This is a genomic window from Cobetia marina, from assembly GCF_001720485.1.
GTDB lineage: Bacteria > Pseudomonadota > Gammaproteobacteria > Pseudomonadales > Halomonadaceae > Cobetia > Cobetia marina.
Window position 1 is genome coordinate 2,668,954 of record NZ_CP017114.1, and the last position, 18,079, is coordinate 2,687,032.

The following is an 18,079-nucleotide window of genomic DNA, read 5'->3' on the forward strand; positions in this document are numbered from 1 at the left end:
AGCGGCTTGGCTCAATAATGAGAAGAAACTCCCATGACACAACAGCACAGCATTCCCGTCACGCTGGTCGCAGGCTTTCTCGGTGCGGGCAAGACGACGCTGCTCAATCATCTACTCAACAGTGACCATGGTCGCCGCATGGCCGTGATGGTGAATGATTTCGGGGCTATCAACATTGATTCACAGTTGATCGTCAGCCAGACCCAGACCACCGTCAGTCTGGCGAATGGATGTATTTGCTGCACGGTGGAGGGCGACCTGATCGCGCAACTTTCCACGCTGTTGGCAGACCCACAGACACGTCCCGAGCATCTGGTCATCGAAGCCAGCGGTGTCTCGAATCCGGTCAAGATCGCCAACACCTTGCGCTATCCTCAGTTTCGTCAGTCGCTCCATATCGATGGCATTCTGACGGTAGTCGATGCTGCTCAATTTGATGATCTGGATAGTAATATGACACGGCTGGCCACCGAACAGCTCGATGCCGCAGATATCATCATACTCAATAAAACCGACCTGCTCACACCGGATCAACGCACTGCACTCAAGTCACGCTGGCTATATCCAAACGCACGCGTGATAGAAAGTGAACATGGGGTGGTTCCGCTGGCGTTATTGCTCGGCGTCGAAAGAAAGACCACTGCTGAACCTGTCAGTCCTGATGGCCATCACGCCCCGGCACCGACGCCATCCACGACGACCTTCGAGACGTTCAAGACAGTACCTCACCAACACGATAGCCTGTTCGACACATGGAGCTGGCAAAGCGACATCCCGCTGAACCTGAAGGCTCTCCGCAACGTGATGGCCAGCCTCCCTGCCGCCATCTATCGTGCCAAGGGAATTTGTCATGTCGCGGAAGCTCGCGACCAGAGGTGCATTCTTCATCTTGTAGGAACGCGTTGCGAGATCACGCCTGCGGGGCCATGGAATGGAGCAACGCCAAGCACTCAATTGATCATGATTGGAAAGCGCGGCGTTATCGACGCCAATACCTTGAGGACGCTCCTTGAGGCATGTCATGACGAGGTAGAGACGAGCAGCCATCCACTGATGCATTCAATAAAATAAAGTCAGAGACTCATCTGACAAGTGAGCCCCAGATAGGCGCCTTGCAGAAAGGTGAGGCGCCTTCCCGGATGCCTATTGCCCTACCGCTGCCGAATCGTGGCAGGTATCATCCCCAGCCCGTTCATCGCAGCCGAGGGAGGTTCCCATGCCGATCCTGCACAGCATCATTCACCGTATCGACAAGGGCAACAGCGAGACGCCGGCCCAGCTGGTGCCTGCCGCCACGACCCTGGCGGCATCCGATGCACTGGAGGATCTGGTGTCCGGGCTCAATGATGCCTACCACGGCAAGGCCAAGAACTGGGGCCGTTTCAATGAAGACGCGCCTGCTGCCTTCCCCACGGAACTGGCGGCCTTCCTCGCAGGTGATAGCGATTTCGCGAGCCTGACCCAGACGCTTGCCAGTCGTCTCATGCCGCTGATCGATGACAACCTCCCGACAGGCGGCCATCTGCTGGTGGTGGATCACCAACAGGGCGAGACGCGTCATCTGTTCATGGCGTTGCTGCACCATCGTGATGGCTTCGCGATCGACGAGACCCTTGCGGTGACGCCTGCCCGCCAGCTCAACCTGACCCAGATGTCATTGGCCGCGCGACTGGATATCAGTCAGTGGCAAGGCAGCTCGACCTCTCACCCCTATCTGTCCTGGGCACGTGATCGCGGACGCACCAAGCTCGCCGAGGCCTTCGCCGAAACGCTGGGCGCGCAGGAGCAGCGGGATGCCGGCCAGGAAACCCGCACCCTGCTCAAGGCGTTCAGCGACTATGTCGAGAAGGAAGACATGGCCGAGGAAGCCAGCCGGCAGAAGACCGACACCCTGGTCGATTACGCCACCGACCAGGCCAAGCTCGGCGAGCCGATCACGCTGGACCAGCTGTCTGAGCTGATCGATGAGGAGCACCCGCAGGCCTTCTACGACCACATTCGCAACAGCGACTATGGGCTGTCACCGGAAATCCCGCCGGACAAGAAGACGCTCAACCAGTTCAAGCGTTTCACCGGGCGCGCCGCGGGCGTCTCGATCAGCTTTGACTCGCACCTGCTGGGTGACTCAGTGGAATACGATGAGGCCAGCGATCGTCTGATCATCAAACAGGTCCCGACCGGCCTGCGCGATCAGCTCAAGCAGCGCTGACGTTCTTCCCCTCCACTTCGCGCCAGACATGACAAGGCCCCACGGAATCCTCCAGTGGGGCCTTGTCGTCAGTGACGGAAGCTATCACGTCCGGGCGGGGCTATATTCGCGCCCATCGTCTCGTTCCTGCCTACAGCGCCGTGCCACTCGGACTCGAACTGACATCAGCTACCCTGTCGCGCTGTCTGGCTCATTTCGCCGTTGCCTTCAGGGATTGCTCGAACCTGTCCAGGAAGAGGTCGGCTTCCGAGCGTTCGATGCACAGTGGCGGGCGAATCTTCAAGGTACTGCCGGACTTGCCGGCCCCGCCGATCAACACGCCATTGCGCTTGAGGTCGTTGATCAACGCCGTGGTGCGCTGGGCGTCGGGCGCTCCGTCACGCGTCGGGTCACAAAGATCCAGCCCCAGGAACAGCCCGGCGCCTCTGACATCGCTCACCTCCTCGAAACGTGCCTGAATATCCTGCAGCTGTCGCTTGAAGTACTCGCCTTGACGTGTGGCATTGGCCATCAGGTCTTCCTCGGCGATCACGTCCAGCACCGCCGTGCCTGCAGCCACTGCCACCGGTGAGCCACCGAAGGTATTGAAGTAGCCCACATCGGCGTTCAGGACCGCCAGCAACTCCTCGCGTGCCGCCAGCCCGGACATCGGGAAGCCGTTGCCCATCGGTTTGCCCATGGTCACCACATCCGGCGTCACGCCGTGGCGCGAGAAGCCCCACATCCCCTGCCCCGTGCGCCCGAAGCCGGGCTGGACCTCATCGGAGATGAACAGGCCGCCCCGGGCCTGCAGGAGTTCGACCGCGGGCTTCAGGAAACCTGCGGGGTCTGCATAGATGCCATCGCTCGAGAAGATGGAGTCGACCAGCAGCGCCGCGCATCCATGGCCCCTCGCCTCCAGCTGTTCGATGCCGTACCGCACCTGCTCGGCGAACCAGGCGGCTGGGTCTGCCTGCTCACTCATCCGGGAGATCGGCAGGATATGTACGTGATCCGGCGGCGTTCCCTGCTTGTAGGAAGACGGTGAAACTTCCGTCACGGCGGCCGTGTTGCCGTGGTAAGCCGCCTCGGTGACGATGATCCCCTGCCGGCCCGTCCAACCACGCGCCAGCCTCAGCGCCATGTCGTTGCTTTCACTGCCGGTACACATCATCACCAGTCGATTGAGCGCGCCCGGCAGGGTGTCCAGCAGGCGCTCGGCATAGCGATGGATGCCTTCGTGCAGATAGCGGTTGTGCACGTTGAGGGTCCCCATCTGTTCGGCGACCGCCTGGACCACGCGAGGATGGCAGTGGCCGATGGACGGCACATTGTTGTAGACATCCAGGTAGCGCTTGCCTTGATCATCGAACAACCAGACCCGTTCCCCTCGTACGATGTGCAGCGGCTCCTCATAGAAGAGCATGGACGTCGGCCCTACCGTTTCCAGCCGCTTGCGCACCAGTGCGCCGATTCGCGCATCTGCCTTGTCGATGTGCGCCATGCTGAAGGCGTTCTGATCCAGAATCCCGCGTACCTTTTCCATCACGCCATCCTCACCTTGTCATTGATTGTCCGATCTGTACCTGTCCGAACAGTACTCGTCCGATCAACATCCGCCTGATCGTCGTGTTCCTGCATGCCCGGTGTCTGCACGCCCGGTGTCTGCACGCCCAGCGTCTGCACGACACCTTGCTGGCCCTCTCGTGACTGGCCCCCTCGTTGCTGAACATAGCGCCGCGCCATGATGGCCGTATCCCGGCTGAAACCATCACTCAATGTCTTGCCTTCCTTGCTTTCCTGATGCGTGGCCAGCCAGGCACACAGCAGAATGCGACGCAGCATGATGAAGGTATCCAGCATTGCCTCATCTGCTGACGAGAACTCGGCCACCGAGCGGTACCCCTTGATCCAGGCATCGCGCAGCTGCGGGACGCACGGATCCGTCTCGTGGAAGCTGATCGCCGCAGCGAAGTCATAGGCATACCAGCAGAAGCCGCAGTCATCGAAGTCGATGATCGCCATGCTGTCCTGTGACACCAGCAGGTTGGTCAAGCGCAGGTCGGCATGGACCAGACCGAAATGCTCTGGTGCCGTGCCATAAAGCGCGATTTCCGACTTGAGATAGGGGATGGCAGCATTGATGGCCTGGGCCTCTTCCACCGTCATGCCCGGCGCATTTCGCCAATCGCCCCACAGCCCACGGGGCGAGATCATGCTTTCCAGGTCCCAACGCTTGCGCACGAAGCCTTCCGGGGGCTGCCAGCGACGGCTGTGTTCGTGCAGCGTGGCATTCATCGCGCCCAGCCGTTCAAACCACTGCGGCAAGTCATCGCCGATATCCGGCTCACTGCCGACCACATGCTCGAAGGCCACCACGTGCAGGGATTGCCCGCCGGCGGAGATGCTCAACACAGGGCTGCCTGTCGTGGTCATGACCGGGGCCGGCGTATTGATCCGTGCCGTCGTGCGCAGATCATCGATCCAGGCCAGCTCGGACTCGATCTCCTCCCGGCAGTGATAGTCCGGGCGGTGAACCCGAATGATGATCCTGCGTCCCGCCTCGTCATCCTCGGCCAGAAAGGTCGCGTTCTCTGACATGGTCAGCAGCGAGATCCGCGATGTTTCCGCCATGTGCCATTTTTCCAGGCAAGTGACCAACTCGTGTCTTGTTTGATTTATCAGAGTTTCCGTATACATCTCACCACCTCGCTGACATGGGGAGACCGGGGATCTTGCGGTCTCGGTGTCACACTTCGTCTGCGGTCAGAAGCCAGTGGCCAATCTCACGACCCACGATCTGGCTCACGGCATGACTCTGTGCGCGAAAGTTGCATGACTCAGACTAACGACAGCGCGAGGTGATGCGTTATCAGCATCCGGCAAAGCTGAAAATACCAACAAGAACAATGAGTTGATTGATCAATGCACGAAGATGTATCACGAACGGACGACAGTGATGCCACCTGGCAGCACGGGATTTTCGAGCATGCACCAGGCAAGTGCACACGGGAGGCATGGGACGTCAATGAACAGGCGCATAACCTGACCGACTGGTCGCAACACTACGATCAGTACGGTCAGGGCGCCTTCTACGGACGTATCGATGAACTCCATCTGCCGGGAATGCAGGTATTCAAGGAATACACCAGCCAGGCATTGGACCAGCAATGTCATGTCTGGCCGGATTCGCTGTGGATCGGTATTCCGGCTGAACGCCAGCCCTGCCGGATCAATGGCTACGCGCTTGAGGCAGGCGATATCATGTGTCAGCCGGGCGGGCATGACTTCGCGCTGACCACGCCGGACGCCTTCGCGATCCATTGTCTCGTGCTGCGGCGTGACTGGCTGCTCACGGTGGTGGGGGAATCGGCGCTGACACTGCTGGAGAGTGACCCGCAACACACGATGCGCCTCGGGGTATCGCAGAAGACTCGCCGAGCGGTCACCTTCCTGATGGAAAGACTGCTCAAGCGGCAGCGTCAAGGGTTCGAAGTTCAGGTGCATCAGGGCATCCTGTCACTGGCCGTGACCGCCATCCTCGAGGAAAGGATACCCCTCACCGACCGCTATCCCAGCTACCACCACCGACGACAGGTCGTAGAGCGGGTGCGAGAGCATGTGAACGGCGCAGCGCCTGCCCCGATCAGCATCGACATGCTCTGCGGCATCGCTCATGTCAGCCAGCGAACGCTGCACAACAGTTTCACCAGCATTCTCGGTATCAGCCCGATGCAGTTCATCCGCCTGAATCGCCTCAACCAGGTGCGGCGACGGCTGTGTGAACCTCAGGCAACGAGTACGATAGGACAGATCGCCAGCGACTGGGGCTTCTATCATCTGGGCCAGTTCGCGCAGGACTATCGCCGCCTGTTTGGCGAGAGCCCCTCGCACACCCTGTCGCGCCATCGACGCAAGAGGTAGGCAGCAACGGGCGATCGCAGCAGAAGACAGCAGCAGAAGACAGCAGCACAAGGTAGCCGAAGAAGGAGGCTGCAAAAGGTGACAGACGCGGGTGGCACAGGGAGACGTGCCCTGCCCATCCCCCAACACCTGCCCATATCAGGGACAGGTTTCCTCGGGGAGGAAAATGCATGACGGATCAGTTGTCACATGAACAGAATCATCTGCTAGCGGGATTGTCCGCCGAGACGACCCAACGCCTGGCAGCGCATCTGGAGCCGATCCATCTGTCGCTTGGCCAGGTGCTGTATACCGCGGGGAGTGCCTTGAGCCACGTGTACTTCCCGATTGATGCCATCGTGTCACTGCTTTACGTGACCAAAAATGGCGCATCCGCCGAGATCGCAGTCGTCGGCAACGAAGGCCTGGTGGGAATTGCGGTGTTCATGGGCGGCGAAAGCACCACCAGCCGTGCCATCGTGCAAAGCGCTGGCAAGGCGCTAAGACTGCCGGTGCATCACCTGAAGGCGGAATTCAACCGACATGGAGAAATGCTCCACCTCCTGCTGCGCTACACGCAATCCCTCATCACCCAGATGTCCCAGACAGCCGTCTGCAACCGACACCATTCGATCGATCAACAGCTGTGTCGCTGGTTATTGCTGTCACTGGACCGCCTGCCAGGCGATCAGCTGGACATGACGCAGGAATTGATCGCCAACATGCTCGGGGTGCGCCGTGAGGGGGTCACGGAAGCCGCAGGAAAACTGCACAGGCAAGGTGTCATCGAATACCACCGAGGGCATATCACGGTACTCGACCGCCCCAGGCTGGAGCAGCTCTGCTGCGAGTGCTACGCGGTGGTAAAGAAGGAAAGTGATCGTCTGATGCCCTATTCCATGACACTGCCGATGACAGACTCTTCAGGAGACGACACCCCTTCCCTGTGAGCACTGCGCTCTCATGCAACGGCTGGCCGAGACCGAGACCGAGACCGGAGCCGGGCCCGGGCCCGGGGTTGTGTGCGCTAGCGAACCGACGAAAGCACAAGGCTATCGCATACTGTCTGGTGATGGATTTCCGCGCGCCCTACCGGGACTCGCGCATCGACCAGGACAGCGCTCGTGACCCTTTTCTCAGGCAGGATATTCCGCGCTTATCCCCCGACATCCCCCTGGCATGACACTGCTCCGGTGCGAGGCGAGCTGTTCAGCATCGAGCGTCTTGAACAGCACGCCTCAAGCCTTGCGCTGGCACAGAACGTGACGGAAACCCCCTCTCGCGTCCTGCCACTGTCGAGACGCCTTGAAGACAACGCCAAGGTACTGTTGAAAGCGTATCGCGCCAGTGCAAAGGAAGTCGCGGAAGACCGCGATATCGTCCCTGCCGCCACCTGGCTACTCGACAATTATCATCTGATCGAGGCCCAGGTACGTGAGATCCGTGATGATCTGCCACCCGGCTATTATCGCCAGCTGCCCAAGCTGGCCGAGGGCCCTTTCACGGGATACCCCCGTGTCTTCGGGATTGCCTGGGCCTTTGTGGTCCACACTGACAGCCATCTCGACCTCGACACGCTTCATGGCTTCATCCAGGCCTACCAGCGCGTTCAACCCCTGACGATCGGTGAGCTATGGGCGGTGGCCATCACGCTGCGCATCGTACTGATCGAGAACCTTCGCCGGCTTGCCGAGCAGATCGTCAATGAACAGACGGCACGCAATGACGCCGACACCCTGGCAAGTCAGTGGTTGATTCCCGAAAGCCAGCATCACACCCTGGACCCCACCACCCTGCCTCAAGGCAAGACACCGCTGACGGCACCTTTCGTCGCCCAGCTGGCCAAGCGCTTGCGCGGTATCGATACGCGCACTCATCCCATGATGAGCTGGCTGGAGCGTCGAGTCCGTCTGCAGGGCTCCTCCATCGATGAGCTGGTACAACGGGCTCAGCAGCGTCAGGGCGCCGCCAACGTCACCGTCCGCAATATCATTACCAGCATGCACTTCGTCTCGAGCATTGACTGGGCCGATGTCTTTGAAAGCCTCAGCCTGGTCAATGCTCGCCTCATGGACGCTCCGCGTTTCTCCACGCTCGACTTCCCGACCCGCAACAGCTATCGAAGTGCCATCGAGCAATTGGCACGTGGCTCTGAGCACAGTGAACTTCACATCACGCAATGCGCGCTGGTGGCGGCTCGCGAGGCGGCAAGTGCCACCGAGGATGCCAATGAGTCAGCGCGACGAGGTGACCCGGGGTATGTGCTGATCGCGGCGGGACGCAAGGCATTTGAAGACACCCTCGGATATCGACGTACAGGGCGCCAACACCTTCGCCACTGGTGCATCGCAGGAGGCATCAGTGGCTATGTCGGCCTGATCGTCCTGACCACCACGGCGCTGCTGTGGATGGCCTTGCAGGGCATCGCGTCACTGTCCTCGGAGGCATTCAGCGCTGGATGGATGTGGCTGCTCGGCCTGCTGGGGCTGCTGCCTGCCACTGAGCTTGCGACCTTGCTGGTCAGTCGTCTCATCATCTTCTGTGTCGGGCCGCAGCCATTGCCCAGTCTCGACCTGTCCGAGGGCGTACCACCTGACTTGCGCACCCTGATCGCCGTGCCGACCCTGCTGACCCGCGAGGCAGATCTCCAGGAGCAGATAGAGCGTCTGGAAGTGCACTATCTGGCCAGCGGTGGAGGCTCGATCTTCTATGCCCTGTTGACCGATGGCGTGGATGCGGCGCATGACGTCATGCCAGAAGACGCTCGACTGCTATCGTTCGCCAACGCGGCCATTGCGGACCTGAATCTGCGCCATGGCGACAATGAGGGATTTCCCCGCTTCCTCGTCTTGCACCGTCGCCGAGTCTTCAATGACAGCGAACACTGCTGGATGGGGTGGGAGCGCAAGCGCGGCAAGCTACATGAGCTCAATCGCCTGCTGCGCGGTGCAGACGACACCACCTTCCTGCCCACTGAACGCATACCGGCCGGGGTACGCTATGTGATCACGCTGGATGCGGACACTCGCCTCCCTCGCGGGGCCGCAAGCAAGCTGATCGCCAAGATGGCGCATCCTCTGAATCATCCCCGGTTCGACAAGCACCGCCAATGCATCGTGGAGGGGTATGGCATCCTTCAGCCCCGTGTCACGCCATCCCTGCCGATGGGCAGGCAGGGCTCCCTCTTCCAGCGCCTGTTCTCGGCACCCGGCGGGGTAGACCCGTATGCGGCCGCCACCTCGGATCTTTATCAGGATCTGTTGGGCGAGGGGTCCTTCGCCGGCAAGGGTATCTATCAGATCGATGCGTTCGAGGCAGCCCTCAAGGGGCGCGTCCCGGACAACCGCGTGCTCAGTCATGATCTGTTCGAAGGGGTCTTCGCGCGCGCCGGTCTTGCGTCAGACATCGAGGTCATCGAGGACTTCCCGTGCCGCTATGAGGTCTCGGCCAAGCGCACCCACCGCTGGACCCGTGGTGACTGGCAGCTGCTGCCATGGATCGTGTCACGCAAGATGCCATGGACCGGACGACTGAAGCTCATGGACAACCTGCGGCGCTCACTGCTGGCGCCGCTACTGCTGTCGTTTCTGGTCGTCAGTTGGGGATTGCCTCTCTCCGCCGCTCTGCTGGGCACGCTGTGTGTGATGATCGTGATTGCCGCCCCGCCGCTGATCCCTCTCGTGCTGTCGCTTGTGCCAATGCGCTCCGGCATCAATCTGCGGCACTATTTCCAGCAATGGGGCAATGACCTGACGCTTGCCGCCTCCCAGACACTGCTGTGGATTGCCTTCCTGCCAGACCAGGCCTGGCGAATGCTGGATGCCATCGGGCGCACCTTGCTGCGTCTGACGATCACTCGCCGCCACCTTCTCGAGTGGACCACCGCAGCTCAGACTTCCGGGCAGCCGCGACTGTCACTGGGTGGCGCGTATCGCAGCATGGCACCTGGGACATTGCTTGCGCTGTGCGCCGCTGCCGGTGTGCTCAGCCAGTCCCCAGAGACCTGGCCGGTGGTGGTGATGTTCGCCGCCTTGTGGCTCGCCGCCCCGGCGATAGCGCAATGGGTCAGCGGCTCAAGAAGTCTTGCCCCGCAGGCCGCCTTGTCCTTTGAGGAAAACCGCGAGCTACGCTTGATCGCTCGCCGGACCTGGCGCTTCTTTGAAACCTTCGTCACCGCGCGCGACAACTGGCTTCCGCCGGACAATTTCCAGGAAACGCCTCAGCCCGTCATCGCGCACCGCACCTCACCTACCAACATGGGCCTGTATCTCATCTCCATTCTGGCCGCCCGGGATTTCGGCTGGCTGGGGGCCAACAAGAGTGCGGAACGCCTGGAAACCTCGTTGAAGGTGATGCAGTCGCTGGCAAAGCATCGCGGACACCTCTTCAACTGGTATGACACTCGAGATCTCAGGCCGCTGGACCCGAAATATGTCTCATCGGTCGATAGCGGCAATCTGGCCGGACATCTGCTGGTCGTCGCCAATGCCTGCGACGTCTGGGCGAAGACCTTGCCATCGGAGAATCTTCACCAGGGCATCATGGACCACTTGAGTCTGGTACATGAATGCCTCGCGCAGGCCCCCTCGGCCCATGCTCAGCAGATGACGCGCCTGCGCCCCGGCATCGCCGCGATGGAAGCCCACTTGCAGGCGACCTCCTCCGAAGGATTCATGGAACAGCTGCCCGCCTTGCATCCTCTTGCGGATCACGCCACCCACCTGGCTCATGAGGTGCTGCGACACGTCCACGCCCCCTGGGCCGAGGACCTGCTGTACTGGATCGGTGCCATGCGCACCTCGATTGCCGAACATTGCCATGATGCAAGAATGATCCACCACCCCGACCCTCGTGAACGCCTGATGGCACGTTTCCACGAGATTGCCTCCACTGCCAGACACATGGCGCTGGAGATGGATTTCACGTTCCTGCTCGCACCGGAACGTCAGTTGCTGTCAATCGGATACTCGGTAGAGGGCAACATCCTCGACAGCAGCTGCTATGACCTGCTCGCGTCTGAAGCCCGCCTCGCCAGTCTGTTCGTGATCGCCAAGGGGGATGCCCCGACACGTCACTGGTTCCGCCTCGGGCGCACGGCCACTCCGCTGGAAAATGGCTCGGCGCTGATCTCCTGGTCGGGTTCGATGTTCGAATATCTGATGCCGTCGCTGGTGATGCGCGCGCCGGCAGGCAGCCTTCTGGAACAGAGCAACCGTCTGGCCGTCGCCAGACAGGTCGCCTATGCCAGCGCATTGAAGGTGCCATGGGGGATTTCCGAATCGGCGTACAACGTACGCGATGGCCACTTCACCTATCAGTACACCAACTTCGGCGTCCCGGGCCTGGGGCTGAAACGGGGGCTGTCCGCCAATCTGGTCATCGCGCCCTATGCCACTGCCCTCGCCACGATGGTGGACGCTGTCGGGGCATACCGGAACTTCCTGTCGCTGCAGGAAATGGGCGCCCAGGGACGACACGGGTTCTATGAGGCGCTCGATTTCACTCTCACCCACGTCTCCGCAGGCGAGCGCTTCGCGATCATTCGCAGTTACATGGCCCACCATCAAGGCATGACGATCGTCGCCATTGCCAACGCGCTTCACGACGGGAACATGCGCGAACGCTTCCATCGAGAACCGATCATCCAGGCCTGCGAATTGCTGCTGCAGGAACGTGTCCCGCGCGACATGTCGATCACCCACCCTCGCGCCGAGGAGGTCGCGTCGGCCCCGAACGAGACGCTGGGTGAAAGCCGTGCCATCCGTCATGTCACACAACGTCTGGTGGGCGCGCATCTCACCCACCTCCTCTCCAATGGGCGCTATTGCATCATGCTGACGGCCAGCGGAGCGGGCTATAGCCGCTGGCAGCATATCGCCATCAGTCGCTGGCTGGAGGATGCCACCTGCGATCATCTGGGCAGTTTCGTCTTCCTGCGCGACCGCAAGACGAAAGCCCTCTGGACGGCTAGTGACTCACTGCCGGACAAGGCAGATGAGGAGGCGCTCGCCCCGGCAGATCACGAAGCCACCTTTGCCGAGGATTACGTTCGCTATACTCATCGCCAGGACAGCCTGACCACGCATCTGGATATCCTCGTCTCTGGCGAGGATGACAGCGAAGTCCGGCGCATCTCGCTCATCAACAGCGGGCGAACGGCCCGCGAGATTGACGTGACCTCCTATGCGGAGCTGGTCCTGACGGCGCCCGCGACCGAGAATGCCCATCCGGCGTTTGCCAAGTTGTTCGTGGTCACCGAGTACCTGGAAGAATACGAGGCGCTGGTCGCGACACGTCGCCGTCGCAGTCCGGATGATGATGAAATCTGGGCGGCGCACTTCGCGGTCGTGGAAGGCGAGACCCTCAGCGACCTCCAGTACGAGACGGACCGGGCGCATTTCATCGGCAGGGGTCGCACGGTACGCACAGCGACCGCTCTGCAGGCCGAGCACCCCCTGACCAACACCACGGGCACCGTGCTGGACCCGGTATTCTCCCTGCGACATTGTCTGAAGGTCCCGCCGGGCAAGATCACCCGGATCGCGTTCTGGACGGTGGTCGCGGACACCCGTGAGGCCTTGCTGGATCTCGTCGACAAGCACCATGACCGCAGTGCCTATGAACGAGCCAAGACACTGGCCTGGACCCAGGCTCAGGTTCAGCTCCATCACCTGGGCATCACGCCGGAAGAAGCGACGGACTTCCAGCGCCTGACCGCGCCGATCCTGTATGCCGACGCGCGCTTCAGGGCCTCACGAGACACCATGGCCCGCGGAGCAGGGCCACAATCCGCACTCTGGCCATTGGCCATTTCCGGAGACCTGCCAATCGTGCTGGTGCGCATCGATGCCATCGACGACATGGCACAGGTGCGTCAGCTGCTGCGCGCTCATGAGTACTGGCGAATGAAGCGTCTCGGGGTCGACCTGGTGATCGTCAATGAGCGTGCCTCTTCCTACGTCCAGGATCTCCAGCAAGCGATCGAGGCGGCCGTCAACAGTAGCCAGACACGCCCGCGCATCCATGAAGGGCACGATCAAGGCTCCGTCATCGTCCTGCGTGCGGACCTGATGAACCTTGCCTCCCGCCTGTTGCTGCAGTCCGTGGCCAGAGTGATGCTGCTGGCTCAGCGTGGGCCGCTCGCCGATCAACTGGCCTTGATACCGCCGATACAGCTCCCCGCGCCCGTCCCGGCATCCCCCGAGGTGGCCACGCCTCCCACCGCGCAGCACACCGCCACCCGACAGGACGAGTCCGCAGCGCTTGAGTACTTCAATGGCCTGGGCGGCTTCGACAAGCACGGCAAGGAATACGTGACGATTCTGGAGCAGGGATGCACCACACCCGCTCCGTGGCTCAACGTCATCGCCAATGAAGGCTTCGGTTTTCAGGTATCGGCAGAAGGGGCGGGCTACACATGGGCGGACAACAGCCGCGAGAACCCCCTCACGCCCTGGTCCAATGACCCCGTGATGAATCCTTGCGGTGATGCCATCTATCTACGCGATGAAGACAGCCTGGCGGTGTGGACGGCAACGGCCTCGCCGATCAACGACAACGGACGTTACGTCGCGCGCCACGGATTTGGTCATAGCCGTTTCGAACACGAAGCACAGGGTATTGCCCTGGACCTGATACATTTCGTCCCGCTGAACGACCCCGTCCGCATCTCGCGCATGACCCTGGAGAATCGCTCTGATCGGTCGCGCAGACTCTCTGTCACCGCCTATGCCGAATGGGCACTGGGACTCGCCCGCGGCACATCCGCTCCCTTCGTCGTCTCGTGCAAGGATGATGACACTGGCGCACTGCTGACCAGCAATCCCTGGAGCATGAACTTTGCCGGGCGCATCGCCTTCGCTGATCTCTGTGGCCTGCAGACGTCATTCACGACAGACCGCTGCGAGTTCCTGGGGCATGGGGGGCACCACGCCGCTCCCGCCGCTCTCACCGGGAACACTCCCCTGTCCGGTGCCATCGGGGCTGGCTGGGATCCCTGTGCGGCACTCCAGTGCCTGATCGAACTGGCCCCCGGAGAAAGTGTCGAGATCGTCTCGTTGCTGGGGCAGAGTCATTCACGTGAAGACGCCAGGCACCTCATACATCAGTATCGACAGGCTGATCTTGATGCCGAGCTCGCCGCCGTCACCGCGTATTGGCAGGATCGACTGGAGGCCGTGCAGGTCTCCACCCCGGATCGCGCCATGGACATCATGCTCAACGGCTGGTTGCTCTATCAGACCCTGGCCTGCCGGATCATGGCTCGCTCTGCCTTCTATCAGGCCAGTGGCGCCTATGGGTTCCGTGATCAGCTGCAGGATGGCATGGCGCTGTCCTTCGCCAGTCCAGACACCACACGCCATCACCTGCTGCGGGCCGCATCACGCCAGTTCGTGCAGGGCGATGTGCAGCACTGGTGGTTGCCGCATTCAGGCCAGGGCGTCCGCACCCGCATATCCGACGACCGCGTATGGCTGGCGCATGCCTGCGCCCAGTATGTCCTGACATCAGGGGATATCGAGGTGCTGGATGAGTCCGTCAATTTCCTGGAAGGCCCCCTGCTGGGCAGTGATGAACACGACGCCTTCTTCCAGCCCATGATCGCGGATACGACGGCGACGCTGTATGAACACTGTGCGCGTGGCCTTGATCAATGCCTGACACTGACGGGAGAGCACGGCCTGCCATTGATCGGCGGCGGGGACTGGAACGATGGCATGAATCGAGTGGGAGAAGCCGGCAAGGGAGAAAGCGTCTGGCTGGGATGGTTGCTGATTCGCACCCTGGACCTCTTCGCCCCTCATGCGGAACGCCGTGAGGGGGAAGAGAGTCGAGCGGCACGCTGGCGTGCCCATGCCGTCTCGGTGCGTGAGGCCATCGAACAGCATGCCTGGGACGGAGCATGGTACCGGCGCGCGACCTACGACGACGGAAGCTGGCTTGGCACTCGGGAGAGTGAGGAGTGTCGTATCGACTCGATAGCCCAGTCCTGGGCAGTCCTGTCCGGGGCCGCTGACCCACGCCATGCCCTGCAGGCCATGCAATCGCTGGATGAGGAGCTGATTCGCCACGACCCCGGGTTGGCACTGCTGTTTTGGCCGCCCTTCGATCATCCCGAGCGAGATCCGGGATACATCAGCGGATACCCCCCTGGACTGCGGGAAAACGGCAGCCAGTACAGCCACGCCTCGATGTGGGCCATTCTGGCCTATGCACAGCTGGGACAGGGCGACAACGCCGTTCGGTTGTTCTCGCTGCTCAACCCCATCAATCATGCGCTGTCTCGACAGGACACGGCGCGCTACAAGGTAGAACCCTACGTCGTGGCTGCCGATGTGTATTCCATCGCCCCCCATGAGGGTCGTGGCGGCTGGACCTGGTATACGGGATCCGCTGGCTGGATGTATCGGGCGGGACTGGAAGGCATCCTGGGCATCCGTCGCGAAGGGGACGTGCTGATCATTGCCCCGAACCTGCCTGCCAGCTGGCCGGGATTCACGGCCACCATCAGCATGCTATCGACTCACTACACCGTGGAAATCAAGCACTCCACCCTGGAAGACCTCACCCTGACAGAGGCACACCTCAATGGGGACACCACCCTGTGTGAAGCAGGCGAAGTCCACTTGCCTCTGGATGGCGGACATCACCACCTGAAGCTGATGATACCGGCCCGCCCTTCCCCCGACATGCTAAAGGAACCAGTGTCATGAGCCTTCATCACCTCGAATCGATGCACATCTCCCGGGAGGGACACCATGAAGTACTTTCTTGATTTCCTGTTATCGGGCGGCACTGTCTATCAGAACCTCATGAAGTATGTTCCCGAAGGCAGCCCCCCCTACTCACACTGGTTCCCCATCGCGAGCACGCAGGATATCCCTCACGATGGCGCGACCCTCCGACTGCCCATCTCGCTTCTGCTTGAGGGAGAACTCAAGCAAGTCATCATTGAAGGTGCCATGAAGAAAAGCATAAGGAGTTACGTCGATGCCGAAAGTGGGGTCTGCGAAGTGAGCTGCCACGTCAGCGTCGACCGATTGCTGCACAAGGATGGCCGTGAAATCGCCGCACTCTCGAAAGACTTCGGCACCATTCCCCTGTCAGCGACAAGCTGAGCCTCACCTTATGTGCGGGTGCAATCCGGCCATCTCGAAATCTGCTTGAGCGGGATGACGCCCAGCATCCACTGGATCGCGCCGTGACACGGTATCCGTCACGGATCATGACAGGCGTCTTCCGCCTGGCGACTTCCCCCTGATGGGTGATGTACGGTTCACGGTGTGCTGTCCGGCATGCTCCGGAAAGAGCGCGACAAGGAAGAGAAGGAGCTGTCAGCGGTCAAGCGAGAATCAGCGCTCGGTCTAGCATTGAGGTACGCCAGCAGCAGTCTATGGCGTGGCGGCCCCGGAGGCAGGTGACGGCAAGCGGGGGCCACAATCGTGCTATCGCGAGATCACAACGCCTGAGTGACACGACATTGGGGGAAGGTCGAGCAACCCAGAAACTGCTGGCCCTGCTTCGGGCCAGACTTGACCACGCGAACCACCATTGCACTGCCGCATTTCGGGCACTGACGTGTCGCCGGGGACTCATTGCGCTGCTTGAGATGCTTCACATGAGCGCGATGCGTCGCCAAGGTCGGTGCCAGGCGCCCCGTCAACAATGCCTCGTGCATGGCCTCGACCTGTGACTCGCTGAAGACGGGCGTCGCGAAAGAGCGGATATACAACACGAAGCCAGTGCCACGCGTCACATTGGGCGGCATCTCGGTCTTCAGGACCGCGCTACCCACGAAGATGATCACCGAATGCAGGTACTCGGAAGGCACGCCGAGCGTCGCCTCCAGCGCCTTGAGGTGCTTGTAGTTCTGGCGCAACGGGTTCTGGAAACTGAAGGAACGGCGATGAAGCTTCTGTGTCCAGCGCGCCTGCTTCTCGCTGCCGAAGATCCACCCTTTCATGTGCTTGGTTTCCAGCACGAAGCACCCATACGGCGAGAGCAGGACGTGATCGATCTGAGTGGTGCCGTCCGGCGTCTTGAGGGTGACATTGTGCACGGCACGATAGACATGCTTATCCAGACGGCGACGTGCCACCCAACGCACCAGCCACTCGCCCAGAATCCCCTTGAACCATGAAGACTTGAAGATCCCGACAATCAGGACAAGGGGCAATATCCAGGCAAACATACTCCATACTTGCGTAATGACGGGTGTGAAATCCATTTCACGAACTCCAGATACTATTATCGTGGCCGAGCACCCTGTCATGCTGGCTCGCCTGGCCATCATGACAGGGTGCTGGGGAATGACATGACGATGTGATGCGCTTGCAACTGGTCATGAGGTGTAGCGCCAATGACAGACGAGAGACCGATATCTCGCAGCAAGCGCAGCCTGTCTATCAAGCCCGCTCAAGGGACTAGCGACATCGTGTCACTGCCTGCCGTAGAGCGAAGACACGAATTCATTGACGGGCTTCGACAGCAGATCCTGGGGCCGGTCCCCACCCAGGGTCGCCAACCCACTCTGGCCCTTCGCTATCGCGGAGGCTTCGACGGTATTGGTCGCGACGTCTATCACCTGGACCTTGACCTCGATTTGATCAGGCTTGCCGGACCATTCTGTCGCCCTGTCCTCCCAGTGCACAATAGTAGGGAATACCAGATATATAGCGCCTGCCTGCATGGCAGCGTCCCACGCCTCACTTCTTGATTGAGTGGAATTGCCATAACTCACGTTATCTGCGTACTTGAGAAAGGCGCCCTGAAGTATCTGAGCCGTGGTCATCCCAGACCCGTTATACCGCTGCGAACCATAGACGCCATCACGTGGCACCGAGACGTACAGGGGCTCGTCGGGGGCCATCGAAAAGCCGGATGTGCCGTTCGACTTCATGAGTTGGTGACTATCCGCACATGCCGCCAACAAAAACATTGCCGACAATAATGACAGCGCTCTTATCATTCTTCGCATCTTGTCATCTC

General features: G+C 60.9%; 10 protein-coding genes. 6 read left to right on the forward strand and 4 right to left on the reverse strand.

The window, feature by feature from the left end; translation table 11 throughout:
* Nucleotides 1-33 precede the first annotated feature (33 nt).
* Together BFX80_RS11225 and BFX80_RS11230 are read left to right on the forward strand one after the other, a co-directional pair.
* The gene (locus tag BFX80_RS11225; protein WP_084208942.1) at nt 34-1,071 is read left to right on the forward strand and encodes a CobW family GTP-binding protein; all 1,038 of its coding nucleotides are present in this window, start codon (nt 34-36) and stop codon (nt 1,069-1,071) included.
* Nucleotides 1,072-1,216: 145 nt separating this feature from the next.
* Nucleotides 1,217-2,209 carry a nucleoid-associated protein gene (locus BFX80_RS11230; RefSeq protein WP_084208943.1) on the forward strand — a complete coding sequence of 331 codons (993 nt, stop codon included), beginning with the start codon at nt 1,217-1,219 and terminating at the stop codon, nt 2,207-2,209.
* A 190-nt stretch (nt 2,210-2,399) separates the two neighbouring features.
* On the opposite strand, the gene BFX80_RS11235 is transcribed toward BFX80_RS11230, so the two are convergent.
* Both BFX80_RS11235 and BFX80_RS11240 read right to left on the reverse strand, forming a co-directional pair.
* On the reverse strand, nt 2,400-3,734 hold the full coding sequence (locus BFX80_RS11235) for an aspartate aminotransferase family protein (protein WP_084208944.1): 1,335 nt from the start codon (nt 3,732-3,734) through the stop codon (nt 2,400-2,402).
* The gene (locus BFX80_RS11240; protein ID WP_240499547.1) at nt 3,734-4,822 is read right to left on the reverse strand and encodes a phosphotransferase enzyme family protein; all 1,089 of its coding nucleotides are present in this window, start codon (nt 4,820-4,822) and stop codon (nt 3,734-3,736) included. The genes BFX80_RS11235 and BFX80_RS11240 overlap by 1 nt, the downstream gene beginning before the upstream one ends.
* Nucleotides 4,823-5,113: 291 nt before the next feature.
* On the opposite strand from BFX80_RS11240, the gene BFX80_RS11245 reads away from it, so the two are divergent.
* From BFX80_RS11245 to BFX80_RS11260, 4 genes are all read left to right on the forward strand, one after another.
* Nucleotides 5,114-6,112 carry a helix-turn-helix domain-containing protein gene (locus tag BFX80_RS11245; protein ID WP_084208946.1) on the forward strand — a complete coding sequence of 333 codons (999 nt, stop codon included), beginning with the start codon at nt 5,114-5,116 and terminating at the stop codon, nt 6,110-6,112.
* Between the two features lie 170 nt (nt 6,113-6,282).
* Complete coding sequence (locus BFX80_RS11250) at nt 6,283-7,041, forward strand: Crp/Fnr family transcriptional regulator (RefSeq protein WP_084208947.1); 759 nt, start codon at nt 6,283-6,285, stop codon at nt 7,039-7,041.
* Nucleotides 7,042-7,215: 174 nt separating this feature from the next.
* The gene (locus tag BFX80_RS11255; protein WP_084208948.1) at nt 7,216-15,804 is read left to right on the forward strand and encodes a GH36-type glycosyl hydrolase domain-containing protein; all 8,589 of its coding nucleotides are present in this window, start codon (nt 7,216-7,218) and stop codon (nt 15,802-15,804) included.
* A gap of 45 nt (nt 15,805-15,849) precedes the next feature.
* Entirely contained in the window at nt 15,850-16,209 is a 360-nt protein-coding gene (locus BFX80_RS11260) for a hypothetical protein (protein ID WP_084208949.1), read from the forward strand.
* A 338-nt stretch (nt 16,210-16,547) separates the two neighbouring features.
* Here BFX80_RS11260 and BFX80_RS11265 read toward each other — a convergent pair whose 3' ends face one another.
* A complete protein-coding gene (locus BFX80_RS11265; RefSeq protein ID WP_240499548.1) occupies nt 16,548-17,282 on the reverse strand; it encodes an NERD domain-containing protein in 735 nt (244 codons plus the stop codon).
* 246 nt (nt 17,283-17,528) lie between these two features.
* A complete protein-coding gene (locus BFX80_RS11270; RefSeq protein WP_084208951.1) occupies nt 17,529-18,068 on the reverse strand; it encodes a DUF4823 domain-containing protein in 540 nt (179 codons plus the stop codon).
* Between the last annotated feature and the right edge of the window lie 11 nt (nt 18,069-18,079).

Excerpts from the sequence above, each read along its gene's own strand:
- BFX80_RS11225 (WP_084208942.1), top strand. The coding sequence starts at position 34 with ATGACACAACAGCACAGCATTCCCGTCACGCTGGTCGCAGGCTTTCTC.
- BFX80_RS11230 (WP_084208943.1), top strand. The coding sequence starts at position 1,217 with ATGCCGATCCTGCACAGCATCATTCACCGTATCGACAAGGGCAACAGC.
- BFX80_RS11235 (WP_084208944.1), bottom strand. The coding sequence starts at position 3,734 with ATGGAAAAGGTACGCGGGATTCTGGATCAGAACGCCTTCAGCATGGCG.
- BFX80_RS11240 (WP_240499547.1), bottom strand. The coding sequence starts at position 4,822 with ATGGCGGAAACATCGCGGATCTCGCTGCTGACCATGTCAGAGAACGCG.
- BFX80_RS11245 (WP_084208946.1), top strand. The coding sequence starts at position 5,114 with ATGCACGAAGATGTATCACGAACGGACGACAGTGATGCCACCTGGCAG.
- BFX80_RS11250 (WP_084208947.1), top strand. The coding sequence starts at position 6,283 with ATGACGGATCAGTTGTCACATGAACAGAATCATCTGCTAGCGGGATTG.
- BFX80_RS11260 (WP_084208949.1), top strand. The coding sequence starts at position 15,850 with ATGAAGTACTTTCTTGATTTCCTGTTATCGGGCGGCACTGTCTATCAG.
- BFX80_RS11265 (WP_240499548.1), bottom strand. The coding sequence starts at position 17,282 with ATGTTTGCCTGGATATTGCCCCTTGTCCTGATTGTCGGGATCTTCAAG.
- BFX80_RS11270 (WP_084208951.1), bottom strand. The coding sequence starts at position 18,068 with ATGCGAAGAATGATAAGAGCGCTGTCATTATTGTCGGCAATGTTTTTG.